This is a genomic window from Melghiribacillus thermohalophilus, from assembly GCF_004342905.1.
Classification (GTDB): domain Bacteria; phylum Bacillota; class Bacilli; order Bacillales; family Alkalibacillaceae; genus Melghiribacillus; species Melghiribacillus thermohalophilus.
The window spans coordinates 1-21,187 of the sequence record NZ_SMAN01000024.1; the positions used below are offsets into that span (position 1 = coordinate 1).

General features: G+C 41.6%; 27 protein-coding genes. 11 read left to right on the top strand and 16 right to left on the bottom strand.

Annotation, left to right across the window (positions count from 1 at the left end):
* Positions 1-771: 771 nt before the first annotated feature.
* The 6 genes from EDD68_RS13265 to EDD68_RS13285 all read right to left on the bottom strand — a co-directional run bounded on the left by EDD68_RS13265 (position 772) and on the right by EDD68_RS13285 (position 6,552).
* Positions 772-2,163, bottom strand: a complete 1,392-nt coding sequence (locus EDD68_RS13265) for a hypothetical protein (RefSeq protein ID WP_132372776.1) — start codon at positions 2,161-2,163, stop codon at positions 772-774.
* A gap of 191 nt (positions 2,164-2,354) precedes the next feature.
* Complete coding sequence (locus EDD68_RS13270) at positions 2,355-2,732, bottom strand: MaoC family dehydratase (protein ID WP_132372777.1); 378 nt, start codon at positions 2,730-2,732, stop codon at positions 2,355-2,357.
* A 579-nt stretch (positions 2,733-3,311) separates the two neighbouring features.
* Positions 3,312-3,476 carry a hypothetical protein gene (locus EDD68_RS15345; protein ID WP_165902190.1) on the bottom strand — a complete coding sequence of 55 codons (165 nt, stop codon included), beginning with the start codon at positions 3,474-3,476 and terminating at the stop codon, positions 3,312-3,314.
* Complete coding sequence (locus tag EDD68_RS13275; RefSeq protein WP_132372778.1) at positions 3,473-4,342, bottom strand: SPL family radical SAM protein; 870 nt, start codon at positions 4,340-4,342, stop codon at positions 3,473-3,475. Before EDD68_RS13275 ends, EDD68_RS15345 begins: the two co-directional genes overlap by 4 nt.
* 99 nt (positions 4,343-4,441) lie before the next feature.
* Positions 4,442-4,906 (bottom strand): NUDIX hydrolase, encoded by a 465-nt coding sequence (locus EDD68_RS13280; RefSeq protein WP_132372779.1) that lies wholly within the window; start codon positions 4,904-4,906, stop codon positions 4,442-4,444.
* Between the two features lie 2 nt (positions 4,907-4,908).
* Positions 4,909-6,552 carry a DUF2339 domain-containing protein gene (locus EDD68_RS13285; RefSeq protein ID WP_132372780.1) on the bottom strand — a complete coding sequence of 548 codons (1,644 nt, stop codon included), beginning with the start codon at positions 6,550-6,552 and terminating at the stop codon, positions 4,909-4,911.
* Between the two features lie 167 nt (positions 6,553-6,719).
* Here EDD68_RS13285 and trhA point away from each other — a divergent pair, with 167 nt between their 5' ends.
* Complete coding sequence (trhA, locus tag EDD68_RS13290) at positions 6,720-7,355, top strand: PAQR family membrane homeostasis protein TrhA (RefSeq protein ID WP_132372781.1); 636 nt, start codon at positions 6,720-6,722, stop codon at positions 7,353-7,355.
* Between the two features lie 183 nt (positions 7,356-7,538).
* Here the strand turns inward: trhA and fadH are convergent, their stop codons facing one another.
* Positions 7,539-8,306 (bottom strand): 2,4-dienoyl-CoA reductase, encoded by a 768-nt coding sequence (gene fadH, locus EDD68_RS13295; RefSeq protein WP_132372782.1) that lies wholly within the window; start codon positions 8,304-8,306, stop codon positions 7,539-7,541.
* 175 nt (positions 8,307-8,481) lie between these two features.
* Here fadH and EDD68_RS13300 point away from each other — a divergent pair, with 175 nt between their 5' ends.
* From EDD68_RS13300 to EDD68_RS13315, 4 genes are all read left to right on the top strand, one after another.
* Entirely contained in the window at positions 8,482-9,354 is an 873-nt protein-coding gene (locus tag EDD68_RS13300; protein WP_243646872.1) for a metallophosphoesterase, read from the top strand.
* Positions 9,355-9,579: 225 nt separating this feature from the next.
* Entirely contained in the window at positions 9,580-9,795 is a 216-nt protein-coding gene (locus EDD68_RS13305) for a hypothetical protein (RefSeq protein ID WP_243646873.1), read from the top strand.
* A 196-nt stretch (positions 9,796-9,991) separates the two neighbouring features.
* The gene (locus EDD68_RS13310) at positions 9,992-10,582 is read left to right on the top strand and encodes an SCO family protein (RefSeq protein WP_132372783.1); all 591 of its coding nucleotides are present in this window, start codon (positions 9,992-9,994) and stop codon (positions 10,580-10,582) included.
* A gap of 63 nt (positions 10,583-10,645) precedes the next feature.
* Positions 10,646-11,110, top strand: a complete 465-nt coding sequence (locus EDD68_RS13315; RefSeq protein ID WP_132372784.1) for a YkyB family protein — start codon at positions 10,646-10,648, stop codon at positions 11,108-11,110.
* A gap of 168 nt (positions 11,111-11,278) precedes the next feature.
* Here the strand turns inward: EDD68_RS13315 and EDD68_RS13320 are convergent, their stop codons facing one another.
* The 3 genes from EDD68_RS13320 to EDD68_RS13330 all read right to left on the bottom strand — a co-directional run bounded on the left by EDD68_RS13320 (position 11,279) and on the right by EDD68_RS13330 (position 12,347).
* Positions 11,279-11,593, bottom strand: coding sequence for a YbjQ family protein (locus EDD68_RS13320; protein ID WP_132372785.1), 315 nt, complete (start codon positions 11,591-11,593; stop codon positions 11,279-11,281).
* 19 nt (positions 11,594-11,612) lie between these two features.
* The gene (locus EDD68_RS13325; RefSeq protein ID WP_132372820.1) at positions 11,613-11,831 is read right to left on the bottom strand and encodes a PLDc N-terminal domain-containing protein; all 219 of its coding nucleotides are present in this window, start codon (positions 11,829-11,831) and stop codon (positions 11,613-11,615) included.
* Positions 11,832-11,951: 120 nt separating this feature from the next.
* Positions 11,952-12,347, bottom strand: a complete 396-nt coding sequence (locus EDD68_RS13330) for a hypothetical protein (RefSeq protein ID WP_132372786.1) — start codon at positions 12,345-12,347, stop codon at positions 11,952-11,954.
* A 181-nt stretch (positions 12,348-12,528) separates the two neighbouring features.
* On the opposite strand from EDD68_RS13330, the gene EDD68_RS13335 reads away from it, so the two are divergent.
* Positions 12,529-13,455, top strand: coding sequence for a DMT family transporter (locus EDD68_RS13335; protein WP_132372787.1), 927 nt, complete (start codon positions 12,529-12,531; stop codon positions 13,453-13,455).
* Between the two features lie 171 nt (positions 13,456-13,626).
* Here EDD68_RS13335 and EDD68_RS13340 read toward each other — a convergent pair whose 3' ends face one another.
* Complete coding sequence (locus tag EDD68_RS13340) at positions 13,627-13,767, bottom strand: FbpB family small basic protein (RefSeq protein ID WP_132372788.1); 141 nt, start codon at positions 13,765-13,767, stop codon at positions 13,627-13,629.
* A 112-nt stretch (positions 13,768-13,879) separates the two neighbouring features.
* Here EDD68_RS13340 and EDD68_RS13345 point away from each other — a divergent pair, with 112 nt between their 5' ends.
* Positions 13,880-15,037: an aminotransferase A gene (locus EDD68_RS13345; protein WP_132372789.1), complete on the top strand. Its 1,158-nt coding sequence runs from the start codon at positions 13,880-13,882 to the stop codon at positions 15,035-15,037.
* Positions 15,038-15,131: 94 nt separating this feature from the next.
* Here the strand turns inward: EDD68_RS13345 and EDD68_RS13350 are convergent, their stop codons facing one another.
* A complete protein-coding gene (locus EDD68_RS13350; protein ID WP_243646874.1) occupies positions 15,132-15,356 on the bottom strand; it encodes an aspartyl-phosphate phosphatase Spo0E family protein in 225 nt (74 codons plus the stop codon).
* A gap of 75 nt (positions 15,357-15,431) precedes the next feature.
* A complete protein-coding gene (locus EDD68_RS13355; protein WP_132372791.1) occupies positions 15,432-15,620 on the bottom strand; it encodes an aspartyl-phosphate phosphatase Spo0E family protein in 189 nt (62 codons plus the stop codon).
* Positions 15,621-15,859: 239 nt separating this feature from the next.
* Here EDD68_RS13355 and EDD68_RS13360 point away from each other — a divergent pair, with 239 nt between their 5' ends.
* Together EDD68_RS13360 and lepB are read left to right on the top strand one after the other, a co-directional pair.
* Positions 15,860-16,669 carry an ATP-grasp domain-containing protein gene (locus tag EDD68_RS13360; protein ID WP_132372792.1) on the top strand — a complete coding sequence of 270 codons (810 nt, stop codon included), beginning with the start codon at positions 15,860-15,862 and terminating at the stop codon, positions 16,667-16,669.
* A 111-nt stretch (positions 16,670-16,780) separates the two neighbouring features.
* A complete protein-coding gene (lepB, locus tag EDD68_RS13365; protein ID WP_132372793.1) occupies positions 16,781-17,287 on the top strand; it encodes a signal peptidase I in 507 nt (168 codons plus the stop codon).
* Positions 17,288-17,332: 45 nt separating this feature from the next.
* On the opposite strand, the gene EDD68_RS13370 is transcribed toward lepB, so the two are convergent.
* From EDD68_RS13370 to EDD68_RS13380, 3 genes are all read right to left on the bottom strand, one after another.
* On the bottom strand, positions 17,333-17,467 hold the full coding sequence (locus EDD68_RS13370) for a YvrJ family protein (RefSeq protein WP_132372794.1): 135 nt from the start codon (positions 17,465-17,467) through the stop codon (positions 17,333-17,335).
* A 201-nt stretch (positions 17,468-17,668) separates the two neighbouring features.
* Positions 17,669-17,884 (bottom strand): DUF2922 domain-containing protein, encoded by a 216-nt coding sequence (locus EDD68_RS13375; protein WP_132372795.1) that lies wholly within the window; start codon positions 17,882-17,884, stop codon positions 17,669-17,671.
* 59 nt (positions 17,885-17,943) lie between these two features.
* Positions 17,944-18,165 (bottom strand): DUF1659 domain-containing protein, encoded by a 222-nt coding sequence (locus EDD68_RS13380; protein ID WP_132372796.1) that lies wholly within the window; start codon positions 18,163-18,165, stop codon positions 17,944-17,946.
* Positions 18,166-18,720: 555 nt separating this feature from the next.
* On the opposite strand from EDD68_RS13380, the gene EDD68_RS13385 reads away from it, so the two are divergent.
* Both EDD68_RS13385 and EDD68_RS13390 read left to right on the top strand, forming a co-directional pair.
* On the top strand, positions 18,721-19,884 hold the full coding sequence (locus EDD68_RS13385; RefSeq protein WP_132372797.1) for a zinc-ribbon domain-containing protein: 1,164 nt from the start codon (positions 18,721-18,723) through the stop codon (positions 19,882-19,884).
* A 15-nt stretch (positions 19,885-19,899) separates the two neighbouring features.
* Positions 19,900-21,093, top strand: coding sequence for a S1C family serine protease (locus tag EDD68_RS13390; RefSeq protein WP_165902191.1), 1,194 nt, complete (start codon positions 19,900-19,902; stop codon positions 21,091-21,093).
* Positions 21,094-21,187: the final 94 nt, after the last annotated feature.

Sequence of the window (21,187 nt, forward strand, 5' to 3'; positions counted from 1 at the left end):
ACTTCCTCTCTATCGGTATTGGTTGGTTACTATTAACGATAGAGGAAGATTCTGCATTTTTCAATTTTCAACACACTTCATTGGGGAGAGCCAAACAATGGCTATTTTTTTTACTATACTAGATTTTGTTTTATAGTTAAACAGGATCATCATGAATTTATCTGAAATCATGTCTGGCCTTATGGATCTAATCCCGGGTATGTTTATGGAGCCTGACTGACACCCGCGGCAGTCCAGCAACATGAGTCCGGACATCGTTTCAAACTAGAATATTTTGGAATAACAAATTGATGGAGATAACGGCCAAGGAAGACGAAGAGATGATCGGTCGGGTATCCTGAAAGGGGCTGATACGCACCTGGAAGATGGAACCTTCTGGAAAATCGATCAAAGACAACATCAACATAACAGAATGATTGATTTGAAAAAAATCTATCGATGTAATCTGTGCAGCCAACACCAACAAAGAAGGAAAAGCGTTATATGCTCTCCCGTTATCAGAAAAGTCCGTTTCCGGCTTCCGAGAATGTCCAGGAGGAAAAATGGAGAAGGCGAATCCCCCAAACACGTTTCCATTACGGAATTGCATGAAGAACTAAGGTCTGTCTTCAACCACAGAGCATGACACACCTTCCGATCAGATCATCACGTAGATGAAGGTGAAATCGTGGAAGGAAATCCTCTTCCGTTAGAACATGATTTTTGCACGTTTGGAGGTCGACGCCATTTTTCATAGCATCTCTGTCGCTCAGATTTATAACTTTTGAATCATCAGTTTGTATGATTTTCCTCGGGTATTTCAAATGTACCTTTCCAGTCTGTAACGATTTCATAGTAGAGGTGGCTAACTTCAACGAATAGTTTTTCCGAGTTTTCTATATACTCTTTTTCAATATAGAAACCGTAATTCTCGACATCCGCAAACCTGCTGCCAAATTCAGGTGTCTCTCCTTTTTCGTTTTCGATATGAAACATAATCTTTGAAAATGTGTCATCCCGTACTTCATCTGAATGAACAGGCATGCCGCCGACAAGTTTCATATAGGGGACGTCCGCATGATCTGGCAGTTCGTAGGAAATAAATATTCCCATGTCTTCTTCTCGAAAAGTACTATTCAGGAAAATATCCGTATTTTTTATCGTCTCCAGAAATCGATTGATTTCGGGGACTTCATCAGTACTATTGTTTAAAAATGTCTTATAGGGTTCTGTATCCACTTCGAAGCTAAATTCATCTGATCCGACCATGGTGACTCCTTTCAGTTCAAGATCAATCGTATTCGGCCAGTGGTTAAAGGGATGAGTTTGAATAACATATGATCCGTCTTCGGTTTGTTCTATTCTGGCTCCAGCACTGTAATCCCGTATTTCTCCTTGATCAGTATTCATAACCAGTTGAATTCGATTCCCTAATCGATCTTCTGCAGGTTCAAAATGAAAATATAGCCGGTTATTCGTCGTGCCGAGTTCAAGCATTTCCCAGGTTAGTGTATGTCCCATTACCTCCACTTCCCGGTTTAAATCAATCGTTTTTACAATCTCATCATTTTCGTCAAAATGGACTGGCAGGCGAATGTCATCCAGTTCATAGTTTTCATCACCGATCCGTATCATGGCACCCGACAGGATGAGTTCTTCCATCGAGGAGATCCGTTCGTACCCTTCATCCGTTCTCTTGAGAAATTCCGGAAATTGGATTTGATGATACAGACGATTTTGATAGACTATCCCTTCAGTGATAGACCACCTTCCCCGTGAACTGCCCAACATGATTTCCTGATCATTGTCAACTAAACCCGGACTGATTATGAGCTCCGGAAAGTTTTCTTCAATATGTTCCCTGGTGAGGTTGAACCCATCCTCACCGAGATCAATACTGTAAAACAGATAGGAAAAATCTTTAGTAAACCAGATTTCATCTATGGACAACGTCCGGTTCGTGCCCGGAACATCGATTTTTATATCTTCATAATGGCGTGTAAGTCCCAGTTTTTCCGCTCGTTTGAGACCTGGAGTTTTTTCATATTGAAAGGCTTTGACATCTTCCCAGCTGTCAGCTACATATATTTCCGGTTCAACCCTGTCCCTGCTGCTATCAACATATACAATAATGATAAAAAGCAAAAATCCGATGATTCCTGCCATCCATTTCTTTTTCCTCATGTCCCAACATCCTCTGTCCTGTTTTATCTGTATTATTTTCGAATCGATCATCTACTTGTGGGAAAGGATCAAAATTGTGATGGGTTCTTTTATAGTGTCGTTGCACCCATTGGTGTTGGCCAAAAATAGAATGATCCCGACAAAGGCTAAGAAACACTTCTGTAAAATAAGATCCACCCTTCCCGGCCACATCAATCTTTGATGATTCCATGACTCGTCCCGGTTAAAACCTCTTTTCCGTCCTGATTGCGAAAAATAGATTTCATTGAAAGTTTTTTATACGTATCCCTTTGCTCGATATCAGTTATGGTTATTTCGCAGGTGATGGTGTCTCCTGAAAAAACAGGTCGCACATACTCAAAATTCATATTTCTTGCAATATAGTTTAAATCACCTCCAATTTTGGTTGCAATACTGGATGTTAGCAACCCGTGCACCATTAATCGTCCATGTTCATCCCGACTCATATGATGTTCCCCTTTGTCACCGGTCAGCTCCGCAAATTGCAGAATTTCCTCATCGGTAAACGTCCGCGTCCAGGTAAACACATCGCCAGCTTTCAGAACCATCCTGATCAACCCCTTTGTAAAATATGGAATTATACTATAACTATATCATAGGACCAGGAATAAATGAATAGTCATTCATTTTGCTAGAAGTTCCCAGCAGGGAGCACTCCAATTGAACTTTTCAACAAAAGATATCAGAGTTCGCACCCAAAAAATCAGGGCTTAAGCACGAGATATCAGGACTCAGATCTCAAATATCAGGGTTCACGCAAAAAATATCAGGACTCAGATCCCAAATATCAGGGCTCACGGAAAAATATCAGAGTTCAGATCCCAAATATCAGGGTTCACGTGTGCGATATCAGAGTTCGCACCCAAAAAATCAGGGCTTAAGCATGAGATATCAGGGTTCTGCTCCGAAATATCAGAGTTCACGCAAAAAATATCAGGACTCAGATCCCAAATATCAGGGCTCACGTGCGCGATATCAGGGTTCGCGCGTGAAAAATCAGGGTTCTGCTCCGAAATATCAGAGTTCACGTAAAAATATCAGGGTTCAGCACGAAACACCATCTCCCTCCTCTTTGAACTTAAAGAAGAGGTGGGATAAACGTGTAAGGTAAAAAATCCGAACGAGCTTCATTCGTACATGAACTCGTTCGGATTTTTCTTTTTGTCAATTTGCATCGCATCCCGCGAGGCTGCATGGGGCAGCTCATTCCTTTCTCTTTCAAAATTTCCCCGCTGGAGTCTACGCATGTCTGGTTCGTTTTTTTTATCTTGCATGATTGATTTAGCAATCATTCTTTCTGATCGAACGTTCCTTTGGTTTTCGATCCTATTCCATCACTGACCGGAGGCAAAAAGCCTTCCTGACTGATATAAATCTGGTCTTCATGAAAATACTCTTTAAACTGATCGAGGACTTTTTTGTAAGCTTCCGGGTGGAACCAGTCTTCTAGTCCGATTTTCTTATAAAGATCATAAACGCCGAGATTGCTGGTACGTTTTCCCCCGCTTCCATCCCCCATAAAATAATCATCGATGGTCACGCGGTCAACGACTGAATGGAGTTTGCCGGCAAATTCCCGGGAACAGGGCAACACTGGTGATACAGCTGCCTGTGCGGGAATTCCTACTTCTTTCAATTCAGCAAGGGTCCGCAGTCGTCCTGCAATTGGCGGAGCCTTCGGGGTAAATTGTTTGCGGATATCCTCCCTGTCGGTTTCTACTGTGATGCTGACGAGAAGACGATCTTTTAATGCCTGCAGAATGTCCATATCCCTGGTCACCAGTGGGCTTCTCGTTTGAAGCAGCAGAAAGTCCGGGGGAATCTCAACCATTGATTTCAGAATAGATCGGGTAATCCGTTCCTGAACTTCGACTGGCTGGTAGGGATCCGTACTGGAAGACATAAAGATCGTGATTATATTATGCTTTTTCCTTGCCCGTCTCATTTCTTTCACATAAAGCTCCGCTGCATTTTCCTTTATATCCACCCATGCCCCCCACTCTTCTTTCCGAAACCGATTAACAGGCATCTGGCGGACATAGCAATAGGAACAGCCGTAACTGCAACCTGTATAGGGATTGAGGGAATACGTATATCCTGTGAGATAACCGCTGGCTTTTGTCAAAATGGATCTGGCCTGTTTGCCTGCTATGTTCATTGAAACCTCCTCACTTCGATAGCTTTTTTTACGTTTATGGCTCGATATGGCGGGAACACACATCTTCGGCAACGTGTCTAGGTGAGAAATTGAACGCAGCTAAGAAGAAACGATATTGCCGGAATTTACATCTTCGACAACTTTCCGATGGCTTTTCACCATGTTTTCTGGAAGTTCATCAGGATGGAAAAATTTCAGATCAATCGTTTCCGAAGAATCGGTTTGTAGTATCCCCTCATATTCTCTAGTATAATAGGCGATCGTCACGACATAAAATTCATCACCGTTTTCAGCTTTGACAAAATGCTCCGGACCGGAGTACACGCTGGCAAGTTTGAGTTTGCCAGCAGACAGTCCCGTTTCCTCAAGCAATTCTCTCCGTGCGGTATCTTCGGTGGATTCGCCGAGTTCCATCAGACCCCCGGGGAGCCCCCAGATCCCTTCCGGATACGGACGCTGCTGAAGCAAAATCCGTTCCTTGTCATCCATGACAACGACAACTGCACCTGTCAGGATTACCGGACGTTTGCCAACCAGTTTCCTCAGTTCTTCTACATAGCCCATGATTATCCCTCTTTTTTTGATTGCTTTTCTTTCACATATATCATTCTCGATACACCGAGTCCGGTGGCGCCCAGAATTGTAAATAGCAGGGCCCGGAACTCCAGGGAAATATCGGACAGGTCTACACCGATAACTTTAACGAGGGTTGCGAACAACAACGAAATCCCGGTAAGACGAAAAGGTTTTTCCTGCCTGATGATCCCATAGGCAATAAATCCAACTGCATAAATTGACCACGCCAGCGAACTAAACAGATGCTGGACGTTGAGATCCCATTCCTTCGTTGCTGCATAACTGATTTGTGTCAGCCATATGAGAGGGAGGAGAATATTGGCATAGAATAGTCCCTTTAACAGATCGGTTTTCTGGAATGCATTATATCTCTTCATGGCATGAGTGACAAATAATAATGATCCAACCATTACTGTCCAGGACAGGGTTGGCCACGATAGCACCTGTTCGATCGGTTCAGTCAGTGTCAAAAATAGTCCAAATCCATATGGGAATAATGCCAGGATCGTCTGAAAATGAATGCTGAATCTGAACCCAATCCATAGGGCGATGGCTCCTTCAATGAGCAAAAGCACAGGCATGGTATCTGATTGAAATATCTCCATAACCGCGAACATGAAGGCAAAGGTTGCGATACCTGCTAATAAAGCAAACCGATCTTTGTCTTTCGATAAATACCATACTGCCCCTGCACCGTATAATCCCGCAAAACCTAAATAGTACCATTGCTGCTGCCATTCAGTGATCCCCAGTGCAATCCATCCGGCCATAAGCAGAAAACTGGAAAAACTGGAGATCGTCTGTGTAGGGTGGTTCAGTTTGTTGCCCATGAACAGCACGAATAAAAACATGTGCTGAACCATCGCGCCGTAACTAAACGCATCCAGCTCTGAAATCGGGTTAAAAACAAGGGATGCGATAAATGCTATATGTAGAAGCCAGAACGATACATAATGTAAAATCGTATACTGATTTCTCATTCCATAGTAGAGAAAGGCTCCGTACAATAAAACTTCATAAGTGACAAATAATCCTGTATTCAATCCTGTACTCTCCAGAAGAAAAGGGATGAATACCCCTCCCGCGGATGACAGGACAGCCAGTGCCTGCGAACGGTGCCGGTGTGCGAAAAAGACCCCGCCTGCAATCCAAAACAGATTCAATACAGCGGCTAAGACAAATGGAAAATAACCGTAAAGGACATGAGCAGCAAACGTAGACAGCATAAACAGAATGATGGAACCCGCCAACAGCACCTGTCCAAGTCTCTCTCTCTTCTTCCTTATCTGAAGCTCCCCTAAAATGACAAACCCGCAAGCTATGAAGTATCCCAGAGCAACCCGTACAGGCTCTGTAATGAAGCCTCTGTCGAAGGTGGCTTTAAATCCCCAGACCACCCCGATGATCAAGACAAAAATGAAGATTCGGGGCAGCCATACTTTCCCCAGCACGTGTTCCCAATCTACCGGCTCTTTGTGAGCAAATTCTGTTTTATCAGAATCGTTCTGAATGATAGTCGACTGTTTATATTCTGTGTTCCATTCATGATTTTTTTCTCCTTTTAACAGCTGGACTTCCTGTTCTAGCTGCTGAATTCGTTTTTCCAGTTGATCGATCCGAGTTTGTTCGTTCATTTTTTCACCCTTCCCATAAATGGCTTATCTCGTCATTCCACGCCAGAGGTTGTAAATGTAAGCCTTTCCAAACAAAATTTTCTACTTTTTTCATTCTATTTTACAGTATTTTTGCTTTGGATGGTTTATAATAAGAAAAAATAAATAGAAAGGCTGTTACAAATTATATGAGTGAACCTTATTCCAAAAGAGAAGAATTGGCCAATGCCATTACCCATGGTCTTGGGGTGTTGTTCAGTATTGCTGCCCTGATCATCCTGATCATTTATGCCAGTCAAAACGGGAGTGCCTGGCAGATCATATCGGTCACCATATATGGTGTGACCATGTTATTGATGTACCTGTCATCAACCATTCTCCACAGTTTGCCTCCCGGGAGATGGAAAAATTTTTTCTTGATGATGGATCATACATCCATTTATTTATTTATCGCCGGAACCTATACACCTGTATCCCTGCTGCTGATCAAAGGAACCATTGGATGGCTTCTGTTTGGCCTCGTCTGGGGGATCGCGTTATTGGGCATCGTTTTTAAAATGATTTTTTTGCAAAAGTTTATGATTTTATCTACCCTGCTGTACTTATTGTTAGGCTGGTTTGTGGTCATTGCCTGGGACCCTCTTGTGTCCAGCATGGCCTATAACGGGGTCGTCCTTCTTGTTCTCGGAGGAATATTTTATTCTGTCGGAAGCATTTTCTTTATGTTTCGTATATTCCCGTATCATCATGCTGTCTGGCATATCTTTGTCGTGATAGGAAGTGCCCTTCACTTCTTTTCCATTTTATTGTATGTAGTGGCATAAGTGGCATAAAGGGATTAAAACGATGGATTCTAACCATCCATCGTTTTTTTATGTATGCTTTTAGATTCTGATTTCGTGCTGATTCACGTCAAGCGACTCCTTTATCATACTTGTATAAAAAAAGCCGCCGAATTAGGCGTGACCCCTGTATAAGACCGGCGGCATTTTCTCGTTTATTCATCTTTAAAAAGGATGTTTATTGAGCCACTGTCCTCCATCAAGGGTAATGACTTCTCCGTTCATATAAGCAGCTTTGTCCGACAGCATAAAATAAGCAAGTTCAGCAATTTCCTCCGGTGTGCCTAACCGTTTCAATGGAACAGACTGAATGGTTCGTCTGGCAGCTTCTTCTGACTCCCATAAACGCTCGGCTCCTCCGGTGCGCTCGATCGGACCTGGGGCAATGGCGTTGGCACGAATACCGTATTTGCTTCCCCATTCAACAGCCAGGGTGCGGGTCATTGTCAGCACCCCTGATTTTGCAGCAGCCGAGTGTATGACACCGGCTCCGGCTCCCCAGGCATAGGTCGCAACCATATTCAAAATATTGCCTTTGATGCCGTTTTCGATCCAGTAATTCCCCACTGCCCTGCTGCAGTAAAAGGTTCCGTTTAACACAATGTCAATGACCGCATTCCAGCCGTTTACGGACAGATTTTCTGCCGGACAAATAAAGTTCCCTGCTGCATTATTGACCAGATGGTGAATGGAACCATATGTATCCAGGGTTTCCTCGACCATACCATCGACATCGTCAGGATTGCGCACATCCATGGAAACGGGATGAACATGCACATCTTTTCCTTTTACTATTTCTTCCCTGGCTTTTTGAAGCTTTTCTGGATCACGGCCGGTTATGACCACCTTCGCCCCTTCATGGGCAAATTTTTTCGCCATGTATTTCCCCATGCCACTTGATCCGCCGGTTACAATGACAACTTCATTTTTCATTTCTTTTCCCTCCCTTTGATAAAAAGTTTCCATATCAGCAGGGAAAAATCCTGTTTTTCTGGGAAGACTTTATGTCGAACCTGTCAAAAAAATCACAAAAGTCCCTGTATTTCTATTTCCATGACATGCTATAATGCTACTGCATGTTTAGAATATATAAACAAGGATGAAAACGATGAGCAAACCAATAAACCGCCGTTCCTTTTTAAAACGGACGTTTTATACCATTACTGGCATCATTGGGCTTTCTGGAGGAACATATTACTATGCAAAACATATTGAACCTTTTCTTCTGACGGTAAAAACCGACCAGATTTTTTCTGAGAAAATTCCCGCTCCGTTCGAAGGGTTTAAGATTTTGCAATTCAGCGACACCCATTTAGGGTTTCACTATCAATTGAATGAATTCCAGAAGCTCGTGAACCAGATCAATGACCAGCGCCCGGACCTGGTCGTATTTACCGGTGATTTAATTGATGCACCGAACCAGTATGACAAACAAAACCTTCAGCGATGTGCAGCCTTATTAAATCAAATCAAAGCTCCTTTCGGAAAGTACTGGATTTATGGGAATCATGATCACGGCGGATATGGAACCGAGATTGTTCGTCAGGTTATGGAATTGGGCGGATTTCGGCTACTGCAGAATGAAACGGTCATGGTTGAAAAGGATCAGGAACATATTGTTCTCGCCGGTCTCGATGATGTGATGCTTGGCCGTCCTGATCTTGATCAGACTTTTGACAATATAACTGATGACTTGTTTTCGATTTTGCTCTGCCATGAACCGGATTTTGCCGACAGAAGTCAGTATTATCCTGTAGATGTGCAATTATCCGGTCACAGTCATGGCGGACAGATACAACTGCCCTTTTTCGGTTATATTGTTACTCCCCCTTATGGAGAAAAGTATGTGGAAGGAAAATATCAGATAGGCGAAAAGCCTTTACAGCTCTTTGTCACGAGAGGGATCGGAACGACCAGACTTCCTTACCGGTTTCTTTGCAAACCGGAAATTCATCTTTATACATTAAAACAGCTTGTATAAAGAAGAGCGAACATCATAGAACTTCTCTGGAATGAAGGAATATTACTGAAAGAGCCAGTCGTTTTTATATGGTTTGATAAACCCGAATAGGAATGGCCCCTCACCAATCCGAATTCTCTTTATTTTGCCTGACTGGACATTCGCCCGGTGTGCATATGTACTGGCTCACATGTCCCTATCCTTTCATATACATGTATGGAATGTTATATGGAAGGAGTGACTGTGTTGAACTATCCTGCAATGTATCCCGCGTATCAGACAATGATGAGAAATCCCCAAGTCCATGACCAGCGCCTATTTCCTTATGGAGGTGCCATACCCTTCCTCACAGGATTAGCGGTAGGTCCTCTACTCTTTGGTGGATATCGTCCCTATCCGTTTTATGGTCCGTATGGAGGATTTGGCTATCCGGGATTTGGCCCACGCCCATTTTTCTGGTAAAACAAGCGCATGTGATAGATGCTATCACATGCGCTCTATCTATGTTTACCGTTTCCCTTTGACTTTCCTATTTTTCTTCGTTTCTTGTATGTTAGCTTTGAATTGTTAATATATTGTCAAACATGGATAGTAACACTCCTATTCTTCGACGTGTTACAATGAGACCATGAAGATTTCTTGATCAGGAGGAACGAATATGAACATACGAAAATTATTTTTTGCAGCCATTTTTTTAGGCATTTTACTAACAGGATGCAGTCTGTTTGGCGATACAAAGTATGAAGGGGACTTTTCATATAAAGTGGAGGACTTTTCCTATACCAATCAGGACGGGGAAACGGTATCCCTGGATGATTTGAAAGGTTCCTTCTGGGTTGCTGATATGGTGTTTACTAGCTGTAATACTGTATGTCCGCCTATGACAGCAAATATGGCAAGACTGCAAAAATTACTGAAAGAAGAAGGATTAGATGAGGTCCGTCTCGTATCTTTTAGTGTAGACCCTGAAGTAGACACTCCAGAAATGTTAAAAGAATTTGGAGATAAATTCGGTGCTGATTATTCCAACTGGGATTTCCTGACGGGTTATACGATGGAAGAGGCTGAAAAATTTGCCTTAAAGTCGTTTAAATCGCTGGTAGACAAGCCTGAAGGGCAGGATCAGGTCAATCATACGGTCAGATTTTTCATCGTTACACCTGATGGAAATGCCATCAAAAGCTATGATGGAAGACAGGCCGAGCAAATGCAACAGATTGTTGACGATTTAAAAGGCTATTTAAAATAATCGATCAGAAGATCGGGGCGCTCCTGCCCCCTTCTTTTCTGAATTAAGAAAGGTGATCTTATAATGAAACAGCATAAAAATTGCCGATACTCGACGAGGGAAATTGCCGAAGCGATATCCGTTGTTAACCGCCACGCCAAAACTGCTCCCCAGCCAAAACATCTCTATACCTTGAAAAAGAAAGCCATTCAAAAACTGATTCATCAAAAGAAAGCCAAAAAAATGGGCCTTCATTATTCTGAACACCCTACCCTCAGCAAACAGCACACAACATTACTAATTCAAGTGGAAGATTTTTACTTCCACTTACCACCTGAAAAAGAAGATTTGCAGTCCTTAGAACATTTTGGACGTGTGGATCAGGATTTTCGCAATCCCAAGCCGCAATTATCGCTGAAACGAGCAAAACAAATCCTCTATCATTATCTGGGATGGAAACCGGTGAAACAGGAACCGAAACGTAACGAGCTTCCCTCCATTTCTTCGTGGGTATCCGGACAGGACCAGCAAAACTGGAGGAGAAAATAAGAAGAAACGAACATGACGCTTAATCCTCCAGGGGATTGTCAACTATAAGGACCGCTCCAGGTTAACCGATTAGGCATAAGATTCGAACAAAAAAATACCAAAGTCCGATAAATATAAAATAAGCCCGCTGGACAGCGGGCTTATTTTGATTAATAGAGAACAACTGATTTATTTTGTGCGTACAGCCGTACCGGATGCAACCACCATCATCATGCCATCGCGAAGGGTTTCAAAATCAAGATCAACAGCTATCACTGCATTGGCACCCATCTGAGAGGCTTTTTGGGTCATTTCTCGAATGGCAATGTCCTTCCCTTCTGACAATTTGTTTTCATACGCAGAACTTCTTCCGCCAACAATATCGGAAATGCCAGCGAGAAAGTCCCTCACCACATTCGCTCCCATAATCGCTTCTCCTGTGACGATTCCTAGATATTCCTCAACTTCCTTATTTTGAAGTGTTTGTGTTGTCGTAACAATCATTTATGATTCCTCCTTCATATTAATCATTTCGGATAATCAGATAGACGATCAGGCCTAATATCGGGAAAAATAAAGTTCCAATCAATACAACGATCGCGTATTCTTTTGAATGGCCTTTTCTCAAAGAATCTCTGTAAGCCCAGATACTCGTAATAATGTTTAAAAAAAGCAAAAACAGACCAATAAAAATAAAAACAATGAAAAATGTCCCCACAGCGGCGAATCCTGCACCAATCATCTTCCGTAACACTCCCTTCCTCTCTCTTAATATATACGAATCGCTTTCTATGAAGTTTCATATTTTTAAAGCTATATGAAAGGAAGAGCCCAGTTACAACTGATGCAGGCCAGTTGTTTTTTATCTGACGGCACTTTTTCTGTATCGTCTTTTTACATATCTTTTTAATTCTGATGCCAGATGACTCACAAGGAGAATGATGCCAAAGAACACAATCGAAAACGAACTACTTGCCAGATCTGAAAATTCCATTTTACCCTGATCGGTAATTCCCTGATATAATTCGAACCACGTAAGAAAAAATAACAATATAAAACTGATTGAAAAATAGGTCAGTGCCCTGGCCCATTTCAACCTGATCAGCAGGGACATCAACGGTTGCAACAAATAATATAGAATAGCCATCCCGGCCAGCCCGATCAAAAATTGAAGGTGATCTGCCGTAATTCCATAGGATCCCAGATTTCCATTTTCAATGAGCAGCTCATACAAAAACATCAGGTCAGTTCCATTCATGACTGATCCCCCTTCCATCTGTTACCATTCTGGACAGAAAACGGATGATTTAAACCAGAACGGGGTGCTTTTTACTGATCGAAACGAAGAGTATAAAGAAATACTTTATAGATCTGTCATCTTCATTTATGATGATTATAATTGCACAATCATTCATTCGAATAAAGAGGGGCTTTTGCTTATGAGGCGTTCATTATGGTTGATTATGACAGGGGCAGCATTATGGGGGACGATTGGCTGGTTTGTGAAACATCTATATGCTTATGGTTTTACACCAATTGAGGTAGTTACCCTGAGAGCCGTGACAACCGTGATGTTTTTATTTACATATTTTATCATCACTGACAGGTCTGTCTTTAAACTGAAACAGTTTGCACATATCCGTTATTTTATCGGAACCGGTCTTTTCAGCATAGTATTTTTCAACTTTTGTATGTTCTCAGCCATCGAAGCTTCTACGATTCCTGTAGCAACTGCTCTTTTGTATACGGCTCCTGTTTTTGTCACTGTGATGTCCAGAATGTTGTTTAAGGAAACGTTTACGGTACAGAAAATGATTGCATTGATTCTTGCTCTGGGAGGGACCGTTTTAGTCATTGAGATGATCCCCCTGGACGTGCACCAGTTGAATATCCAGGCCCTCCTATTCGGCCTCGGCTCCGGTGTGGGATATGCTCTTTACAGTATTTTTGGAAAATACGCACTCGTTCATTACAACACAAAGACGATTACGTTTTTCACATTTGTCGTGGCCAGTGCAGCATTAATCCCTGCTTTTCCCTATGAATCTCTGCAAACTCTAATTGAGCTTGATGTATTGCTCTTCGCATTGGGTCTTGGGGTTTTGCCCACGGCTCTTGCATACCTCTTATACACAAACGGATTAAAACATGTAGAGGCATCAAAAGCATCGATTTTCACAACCATAGAGCCCTTTGTTGCCACTTTAATCGGCATTTTTGTCTTTTCCGAACCTTTTTCCCTCGCTCAAGGTGTGGGAATGTCCCTGATCATTGGAGCCGTAGTCATCCTGGAAGTCTTCCGAACGAATCAAAAGCAGTTGAAACAGGAAACACGTTCATCAGCATCACGAAACATCACCGACTGACTGCCCTTATCGATGTCAGAGGCAAAGAGGCTTAGTGATCTTCCTTCCATGAATGACATCGAGCTCCTGTCATGGCACAACGAAAACCCTGCTTTCCAAAACAGCAGGGTCCAAATCAACATATATGGTTATGATCAGTTGTGATATGATGGATAGGGATGAATGGAAGATCTAGTGTTTAGATGTTTTCTGTCTTTTTAATTGTTTATGTTCTATTCGTTTTTCAATCTTTACCATTTCTTTTTCATCCTGCATCAGCTGAGTCTTATATTCATTTACCAGTTCTTCAAATGCTGGACGGCGTGGGCGCATCTTTATCCACTCCTTACACAGTGTTAATCATTCCGATCCTATTGTAACAGACTTTATTCATCATTTGATTCAATTGTTTGAACATTTTGTTACCATTTTGGAGGTTAATACAATGGAGAAGTTGTTAAACAGTCAGGTTAGAAACCTTGAAATATCAGGCATTCGCAAATTTTTTAATCTAGTAGCGGATCAACAGGATGTCATATCCCTGACGATTGGCCAGCCTGATTTTTTTACGCCGGAGCATGTGAAAGAAGCCGGAAAACGTGCGATAGATGAAAATTATACAAACTATACCCATAATGCGGGGATGCTTTCTTTACGAGAGGGAATCAGTGATTATATCCGAGAAAAATATGCTTTGCATTACAGCCCTGAATCAGAAATCATTGTTACAGTTGGTGCATCACAGGCTATTGATATCACATTAAGAACCATTTTGTCACCTGGTGATGAAGTCATTCTCCCCGGTCCTGTATATCCGGGTTATGAACCATTAATTCGTATGGCAGGAGGGATTCCTGTTTTTGCAGATACTAGAAATACCCATTTCAAATTGACGGCAGCGGTCATTCAAAACCATCTAACATCAAAAACGAAAGCCGTCATTCTCCCCTATCCGTCCAATCCGACAGGAGTAAGTCTAAACGAAAAAGAATTGGTCGAAATCGCTCAGCTTTTGCAGGGTCAGCCTGTGTTCATTGTGGCAGATGAAATCTATAGTGAATTAACGTATACCCATCCACATGTTTCGATTGGTGGATTTCCAGAGGTTCGAAACCAGACGATTGTCATACAGGGGCTATCTAAATCCCATTCCATGACGGGATGGAGGCTAGGATTTCTAATGGCACCCGAAACGATTGCCAGGCATATTTTGAAAGTGCATCAATACAATGTTTCCTGTGCATCATCTATCAGTCAGATGGCTGCACTGGAAGCTGTCACGAACGGAAACAACGATGCTCATCAGATGAACCGGCAGTATAAAAAGCGGCTTAACTATGTTTATCAACGTTTAACGAAAATGGGGCTGGAGGTGGTAAAGCCTGATGGAGCATTTTATCTTTTTCCTAAATTTCCAATTCGAGAGATGACTTCTTTTGAACTGGGAATCAAAATGGTAGAGAAAGCCAGGCTTGCACTGGTGCCCGGGGATGCTTTTTCATCCTATGGACAGGGTTTCATGAGATTATCCTATGCTTATGATCTTGATACATTAAAGGAAGGCCTCCGTCGCCTTGAACAGTTTATTCAGGAGGAACTGTGAAGCATAAGAAATGCGAATCCTTTATTCAAACATATATTCCCCCTTGAATAGGCAACAAGGGGGAAATATATTTGAATCTTTAAAGAGCTTATGTTCAACATACGCCTCGATGTTCATCACTTTTCGTATTTTTTCTCATGTGATAAACATCCTTCCTCGCTATAAGTTTCTGATACCTGTTTAACAGCTTGTCCAATTCCTGGCTGACCTGGACGGATTCTTCACTTGTATACCCACTCAGCGAAGCCACCTCGATCAAATATTTCCGCAAATACTCAATTCGTTCCAATAACTCTTTGGCCTTATAACTAGACGCCACCAAATTACCTCCTCTAAAGCAAATGAACATTATCTACATTTTACCATATTCAGTGTGATTATGTAAAAAATGTCTTTAAAAATTTTTAGCCTCTTCGATTTTATTCTTTAAGTACATATTAATTAATTGATCTAATTCCTGACTCGCGGTTAATGTCTGATTGCTTTTAATCCCGAATTCGTTTGCTGACACATACATTTCCTTCTGTTTCTTTAAAATCTTTTCTTTTAATGATAACATGCATTCCTTTTTGACTGATTTCATCCACACTCACTTCCCCAGATTTATTTTGTATACCAAATGGTTTTTCGTTCGAACGATTATGATTATTGCAGAACTAACACAAATTGTAAATACTTTCGCAATATTAGACATTTTTTTCTGTTCATAAATAAAGTTTGACGTTTGAAGTCTCTTTTTTAACTTTTTCTTGCATTTTTTTATGTTCGTTTCTATAATTTTTAGGTCAGACTGTCTCATTTAAGAAATTGGGGGTGATCGATATGCGCTTTATTTCTTTCCATCCGTATCGAACAATTGGGATTCCAAATGTGAAATATATTAAACCTGAGCATACTTTTCCAGAAATTCACGCGATTAAACGTGCAGACTTTATATTGTTTCCTGAAAAATGGCAGCTCCCGATTCTCGTTCATGGCTTAAAGAAAAAGATTTTCCCAAACTACGACACCATTGTACTCGGTCATAATAAAATTGATATGACAAGAGCCCTTCAGACAGTTTGTCCAGATCATTTCCCTTATACCGAAATAAAGGGGAACACAGCCGAAAATCAGCGGGAAATGTTAGATACGTTTCCTTTTCCTTTTGTCGCAAAAGACCCCAGAAATTCAATGGGGCAAGGAGTGTTTCTCATTCAGTCTGAGGAAGATTTTGTAGCTTATGCCAGCAGGGTTGAAACACTGTACATTCAGGAATACCTCCCATCCGACAGGGAAGTCCGTGTCGTTGTGGTAGGGGAGGATATCTACTCCGCTTACTGGAAAATAGCAGAAGCCGAACAATTTTATCATAATATCGCCCGGGGAAGCCACATTTCATTCCATTCCGTGCCTGATGAAGCTCTTGAATTAGCTTTACGGGTATCCAGGGAATTAAATATCAATCATGCCGGTTTCGATATATTCATGATTGAAGGAAAACCAATCATTCTAGAGTTCAATGTGCTGTTTGGCAACCAGGGGCTGATGACTTCTGGAAAACGAGTTGAAGAAGCCATATACCAGTATATTATGGACACGTATTTTCAGCCAACACCAGGTGCACCAGTTGGAGGAAAACGCATATCGTGATGATATGTGTTTTCCTTATATCTATTTCATGCTTTTTTCATGCATATATCCCCGAAAAAATATGATAGTATAATATTGGATAGGTACTGGAGAAAGGAAGAACGCTTAGTGATGAAGGAAATCTGGGAATGGGGTAAAGCAATACTGCTGGCACTGGGACTGGCTATTCTATTACGTACCTTTGTTTTTTCCACTTCAATTGTGGAGGGGCCAAGCATGTTTCCCACGCTTGAGAACGGGGAATGGGTCATCTACAATAAGGCCATTTACTTTTTTAAAGATCCAGAACGCGGGGATATCGTCATCATCCGACGTCCTGATAAAAATTATGTGAAACGGGTAATCGGCATGCCCAATGAAACGGTGGAAATTAAGGATCATGTCCTCTATATCAATGGAAAGAAACATGACCAGCCTTATCTGACCAGCGAATCCATCATGGGCACAGACGATTATGGACCGGTTACCGTGCCCGAAGACAGTTATCTTGTGATGGGAGACAATCGTTCCATAAGCAAAGACAGTCGAAATGGACTTGGATTTATTAAGGAAAGTGAAATTGAGGGAAGGACGGAACTGGTCATTTTTCCTTTTCAGGAATTTGAACTGACCAGATAATTTCTTGACAGGAAAGGGAAGGGCCAGGCACTCGCTGATGTGGGATTACTTCATCTTTTCTGGCAAAGCATGAATGGATTCAATCACCTGATCGATTTTTCCTTCTATCCGGTGTAACAGGTAAAACGTCACCACAATCGGAAAACCGATTTCAGGAATCCAGTTCACCCATTGGTCCATGAGTAGGGTCCTCCCTTCATCCAAAAATATGGCAGGTTAATGAGGAAAAATGCCGTCAGCCTAGTTACGAAGACTGATGTCGATTGCCCCATCATCTTTGCTTGTCAAAGGAATTTCTAAGGAACAAAACCCTTGCTGCAGGTTGGCAGCAAGGGTTTTCGGTTTTATCGGTGCCTGACACTTTCAAACCAACATATTCTCTTATAACATGATCTCATAAACGTTTCGTTCCACAATCCGGGCCCCTTTTTTCTCTACCAGGTCGCCCCCTGAGGTTGTAAAAATGTTCTGGCTAATAATCTCATCCATGGCCTGATTGATCAGCTGTGGATCTGCGGGTTCAACAGGCTGATCCAGAGCAATCGTCACCGTTTTATTCTCTTCATTTAAAAATTTAAGTTCCAGACGCTTGCTCATCCCTTCTCCCTCCCTTCAGCAAATTTCAAGACATTTCCTTGCATAAAAAAGGACTTCCATTAGGATTCCATGATGACTGAAGCATCATTCCGTTCGATGGCGTGAAGGGGTCTCTGCTGCAACGGAACAAGTGCCTGAGAAACAGCATACAGTTGATCAGATGTCGCGGAACCCTTCACATTATTAAAGCTCCTGGTTGCCAGCTGATAGCTCCCGTCTTCCTTAACTCCATCCTGAAACACTAGCTGCAGCTGGGTACGTACGACATGAGCCGATGCCACTTCTTCCACCCCCTTTCACCCATAATATCGTTCGTAAATATCTTTCAGGTGTCTCAACATGAAACTTTTTTACCCCTTCATCCGTCTAAATATACAGAACCGGTCAACGTAAATGTTATCAAAGAGGCCTTGTATTTAACTAGATAAGGTCATCCTGATAAATCCTCTCTATGATACCCAATACACGGATATACTTCTCGCCGGTAAGATGACCGTTCGATCGGTTATGACATATAAAAAAGCGTCCGATCTGAAATGGGATACGGACACTTTCTCCTGAAACAGCCATATATGGTTTAAGAATGATCAAAAATGCAATACCCAATATTTAACAATAAAATCAGTATACTGGCCAGAGCTAAAACCGTACCGAGCAATTAGACCACCTCCTGCTGTTTGTTCCTTCGCTTTTAGTGTACCAAAAAGCAGGTGATCAACATACTATTTATTTGCATAATTTTGTGAAAAAGATGTGATAAAATTATATTTACATTTATATGAATATGTTAATATTTAGTATAGACTAATAGAGCTTGACACAAGCAGGTGATCTTTATGGCACATTGCCCGAACTGCGGCACAGAAGTGAAAAACGAGGAATTATATTGTGTGAAATGCGGAGAAAAACTTCCAGAAGACTTAAATCGTCGGGTCGCTGCCCCCTCGTCCACTGGTTTTAATAAGTGGTGGGTGATTCCCATCACGACTTTTGTGGTATCCATTTTATTAATCATTGGATACTACTTTTTGCTGGAAAACCAGATTACAAAAGCCAGACAGACATACGCTAAGGGAGTAGAACTGGCCGAAGACGGACAATTTTCAGAAGCAAGGGATACCTTTTTAGATGCCCTGAAATATAAAGACAAATTTCCAGCAGCCAGTCAGAATGCACAGTTTATGGAAATAGCAGAAGAAATAAGACGGCTGTTGAATTCCTCAGACCAATTAAAAAAAGATGGTGAGTATCAGGAAGCGCTTAATCTGATAACGGATGCAGAAGGAAAATTGAACAACTATAAAGGTACTGTAGTCAATCAACTGTTGGATCAAATCGTTCAGCAGCGCAATGACATTAAAGTTGCCCAGTTGACTTATAAACTGGAACAAAAACCTTCTGTGCAGGATCTCAAATCACTTCTCTGGCAGGCAGAAGCGATTCAAAGTGAAGAGGCTAATGAGATTGTTCAGAGCATCCGGAAACGAATTATCGACTACAGTTACTCTAATGCCAATGAAAAATTAAAGATGAATCAATTTTCTGATGCCCTTGCATTCGTAGAGGATGGTCTGAAATATGCACCCGACAGCAGCAAATTAAAAAGCTTGAAAACAACGATTGAAAAAGAAAAAGTAGCCTTTGAAACCGAACAGCAGCAGCGGATTCAGCAGGCATTAAATGCAGCTGAAAAAGAACGAGAAAGAAATAAAAACGATGCTGTAGAAATTGTGTCTGTACAAACCAAACTGGATGACTATGGTGATCTTGTCGTAAAGGGTGAAATCAAAAGTGTGGCTACGGTACCTATATATTCTGTCACTGTCATCTATCATTTAATTGACAAAGACGGACATACCCAGCTAACCAATGAGGTGTATGTTTACCCCGATACTTTATTCCCTGATGAAACCGGAAATTTTGAATTTACCCATTATGATATTGATGAAGAATTGAAAGCAGATGTTGAAAAAGTTACCTGGTTTTTAGATTCGCCATAAAAACGGAGTGAGATGATGAAACATAAACATATTTTCTGGCCTATAACAGTAACCATTTTGCTAGTCATCCTGACGGTTGCAACCATGGTACTTTATTTTCAATCATGGGATAAAAAAGCGCTTTCCGTACCGAATGAATCGGCACAAATCGTTAAAGAATCATCTGATAAAAATTTGGATTTTAAAACGATCATTCACGATGCCCAAAAATTTGTGGTACAGATTGAAGCTGAGGGAGAAAGCGGTCAGACAACCGGATCTGGATTTATCTATAACGACAAAGGTGATGTCATTACAAATGCCCATGTCGTTGAAGGGGCTGACTCGATCTATATCAAGACATCCGATGCAAGAACCTATCCAGGTGCTTTAATCGGAATCGGGACGGAACAAGATATAGCAGTCATCCGTGTTCCCCAGCTGGTCAACCGCAACCCTCTTCCGATCATTCCCTCGTTTGAAGCTGACATCGGGGATGAAATCATTGCGGTTGGAAGTCCGCTCGGCTTTCAAAACACGGTTACGCTGGGGATTATTTCCGGTAAAAACCGTTCATTTACAGTTGACGGATATGAATATAAAGATGTGTACCAGATTTCGGCTCCTATTTCCCAGGGAAATAGCGGTGGACCTTTAATCCATTCATCTACCGGAAGAATTATCGGCATTAACTCTGCGGGAACACCTAATGGCTCCATAGGATTCAGCATTCCGATACAACAGGTATATGATCTGATTAACATGTGGTCAGACAGGGCAGATCATCAAGAACTTGACTTTGATGGGTACACATCCCTCTATGAAACGATCGATTCAGACCAGCTAATTCAGGATGCCGAGTATATTGTCAATTATTTTTATGAAAGTTTGCAAATGCGGGATTTTTTTAATGCATACGCGCTTCTTGGCAGCCAGTGGCAAATGCATACATCTTACCAGGATTTCAGAGAAAGTTATATCCATATCACAAATATAACTGTCCGCAATGTAGAAGCCAGTCTTCTGGACAATGATCAGGTATCGGTTTCCCTGAACGCTGATTATGATTTACGAAAGAATGACCAATCGTTTATTACAGAACATTATAAAATTCAATATACAGTCGGTTATGAAAATGATCAGTTAAAAATACTTGATAGCAGTGAAGAACTTTTATCCACTACCGAGCATAAACCGCCCCAGGATACCGATGCAGAATCCAGTGAATAGATGAATGAAAACTCGCCATACCGGCGGGTTTTTTCTTTCGTTTTCATTTTTAGGAAAACCTGTTATAATAAAGTGATTTAACAAAGGAAAGGGT

Excerpts from the sequence above, each read along its gene's own strand:
- EDD68_RS13320 (WP_132372785.1), bottom strand. The coding sequence starts at position 11,593 with ATGATTGTTACGACAACACAAACACTTCAAAATAAGGAAGTTGAGGAA.
- EDD68_RS13355 (WP_132372791.1), bottom strand. The coding sequence starts at position 15,620 with ATGAAATCAGTCAAAAAGGAATGCATGTTATCATTAAAAGAAAAGATT.
- EDD68_RS13330 (WP_132372786.1), bottom strand. The coding sequence starts at position 12,347 with ATGAATGGAACTGACCTGATGTTTTTGTATGAGCTGCTCATTGAAAAT.
- EDD68_RS13275 (WP_132372778.1), bottom strand. The coding sequence starts at position 4,342 with ATGAACATAGCAGGCAAACAGGCCAGATCCATTTTGACAAAAGCCAGC.
- EDD68_RS13390 (WP_165902191.1), top strand. The coding sequence starts at position 19,900 with ATGAAACATAAACATATTTTCTGGCCTATAACAGTAACCATTTTGCTA.
- EDD68_RS13340 (WP_132372788.1), bottom strand. The coding sequence starts at position 13,767 with ATGCGCCCACGCCGTCCAGCATTTGAAGAACTGGTAAATGAATATAAG.
- EDD68_RS13315 (WP_132372784.1), top strand. The coding sequence starts at position 10,646 with ATGAAACAGCATAAAAATTGCCGATACTCGACGAGGGAAATTGCCGAA.
- EDD68_RS13385 (WP_132372797.1), top strand. The coding sequence starts at position 18,721 with ATGGCACATTGCCCGAACTGCGGCACAGAAGTGAAAAACGAGGAATTA.
- EDD68_RS13285 (WP_132372780.1), bottom strand. The coding sequence starts at position 6,552 with ATGAACGAACAAACTCGGATCGATCAACTGGAAAAACGAATTCAGCAG.
- lepB (WP_132372793.1), top strand. The coding sequence starts at position 16,781 with ATGAAGGAAATCTGGGAATGGGGTAAAGCAATACTGCTGGCACTGGGA.
- EDD68_RS13280 (WP_132372779.1), bottom strand. The coding sequence starts at position 4,906 with ATGGGCTATGTAGAAGAACTGAGGAAACTGGTTGGCAAACGTCCGGTA.
- EDD68_RS15345 (WP_165902190.1), bottom strand. The coding sequence starts at position 3,476 with ATGATTGCTAAATCAATCATGCAAGATAAAAAAAACGAACCAGACATG.
- fadH (WP_132372782.1), bottom strand. The coding sequence starts at position 8,306 with ATGAAAAATGAAGTTGTCATTGTAACCGGCGGATCAAGTGGCATGGGG.
- EDD68_RS13310 (WP_132372783.1), top strand. The coding sequence starts at position 9,992 with ATGAACATACGAAAATTATTTTTTGCAGCCATTTTTTTAGGCATTTTA.
- EDD68_RS13360 (WP_132372792.1), top strand. The coding sequence starts at position 15,860 with ATGCGCTTTATTTCTTTCCATCCGTATCGAACAATTGGGATTCCAAAT.
- EDD68_RS13370 (WP_132372794.1), bottom strand. The coding sequence starts at position 17,467 with ATGGACCAATGGGTGAACTGGATTCCTGAAATCGGTTTTCCGATTGTG.
- trhA (WP_132372781.1), top strand. The coding sequence starts at position 6,720 with ATGAGTGAACCTTATTCCAAAAGAGAAGAATTGGCCAATGCCATTACC.
- EDD68_RS13335 (WP_132372787.1), top strand. The coding sequence starts at position 12,529 with ATGAGGCGTTCATTATGGTTGATTATGACAGGGGCAGCATTATGGGGG.
- EDD68_RS13375 (WP_132372795.1), bottom strand. The coding sequence starts at position 17,884 with ATGAGCAAGCGTCTGGAACTTAAATTTTTAAATGAAGAGAATAAAACG.
- EDD68_RS13325 (WP_132372820.1), bottom strand. The coding sequence starts at position 11,831 with ATGATTGGTGCAGGATTCGCCGCTGTGGGGACATTTTTCATTGTTTTT.
- EDD68_RS13300 (WP_243646872.1), top strand. The coding sequence starts at position 8,482 with ATGAGCAAACCAATAAACCGCCGTTCCTTTTTAAAACGGACGTTTTAT.
- EDD68_RS13345 (WP_132372789.1), top strand. The coding sequence starts at position 13,880 with ATGGAGAAGTTGTTAAACAGTCAGGTTAGAAACCTTGAAATATCAGGC.
- EDD68_RS13270 (WP_132372777.1), bottom strand. The coding sequence starts at position 2,732 with ATGGTTCTGAAAGCTGGCGATGTGTTTACCTGGACGCGGACGTTTACC.
- EDD68_RS13265 (WP_132372776.1), bottom strand. The coding sequence starts at position 2,163 with ATGAGGAAAAAGAAATGGATGGCAGGAATCATCGGATTTTTGCTTTTT.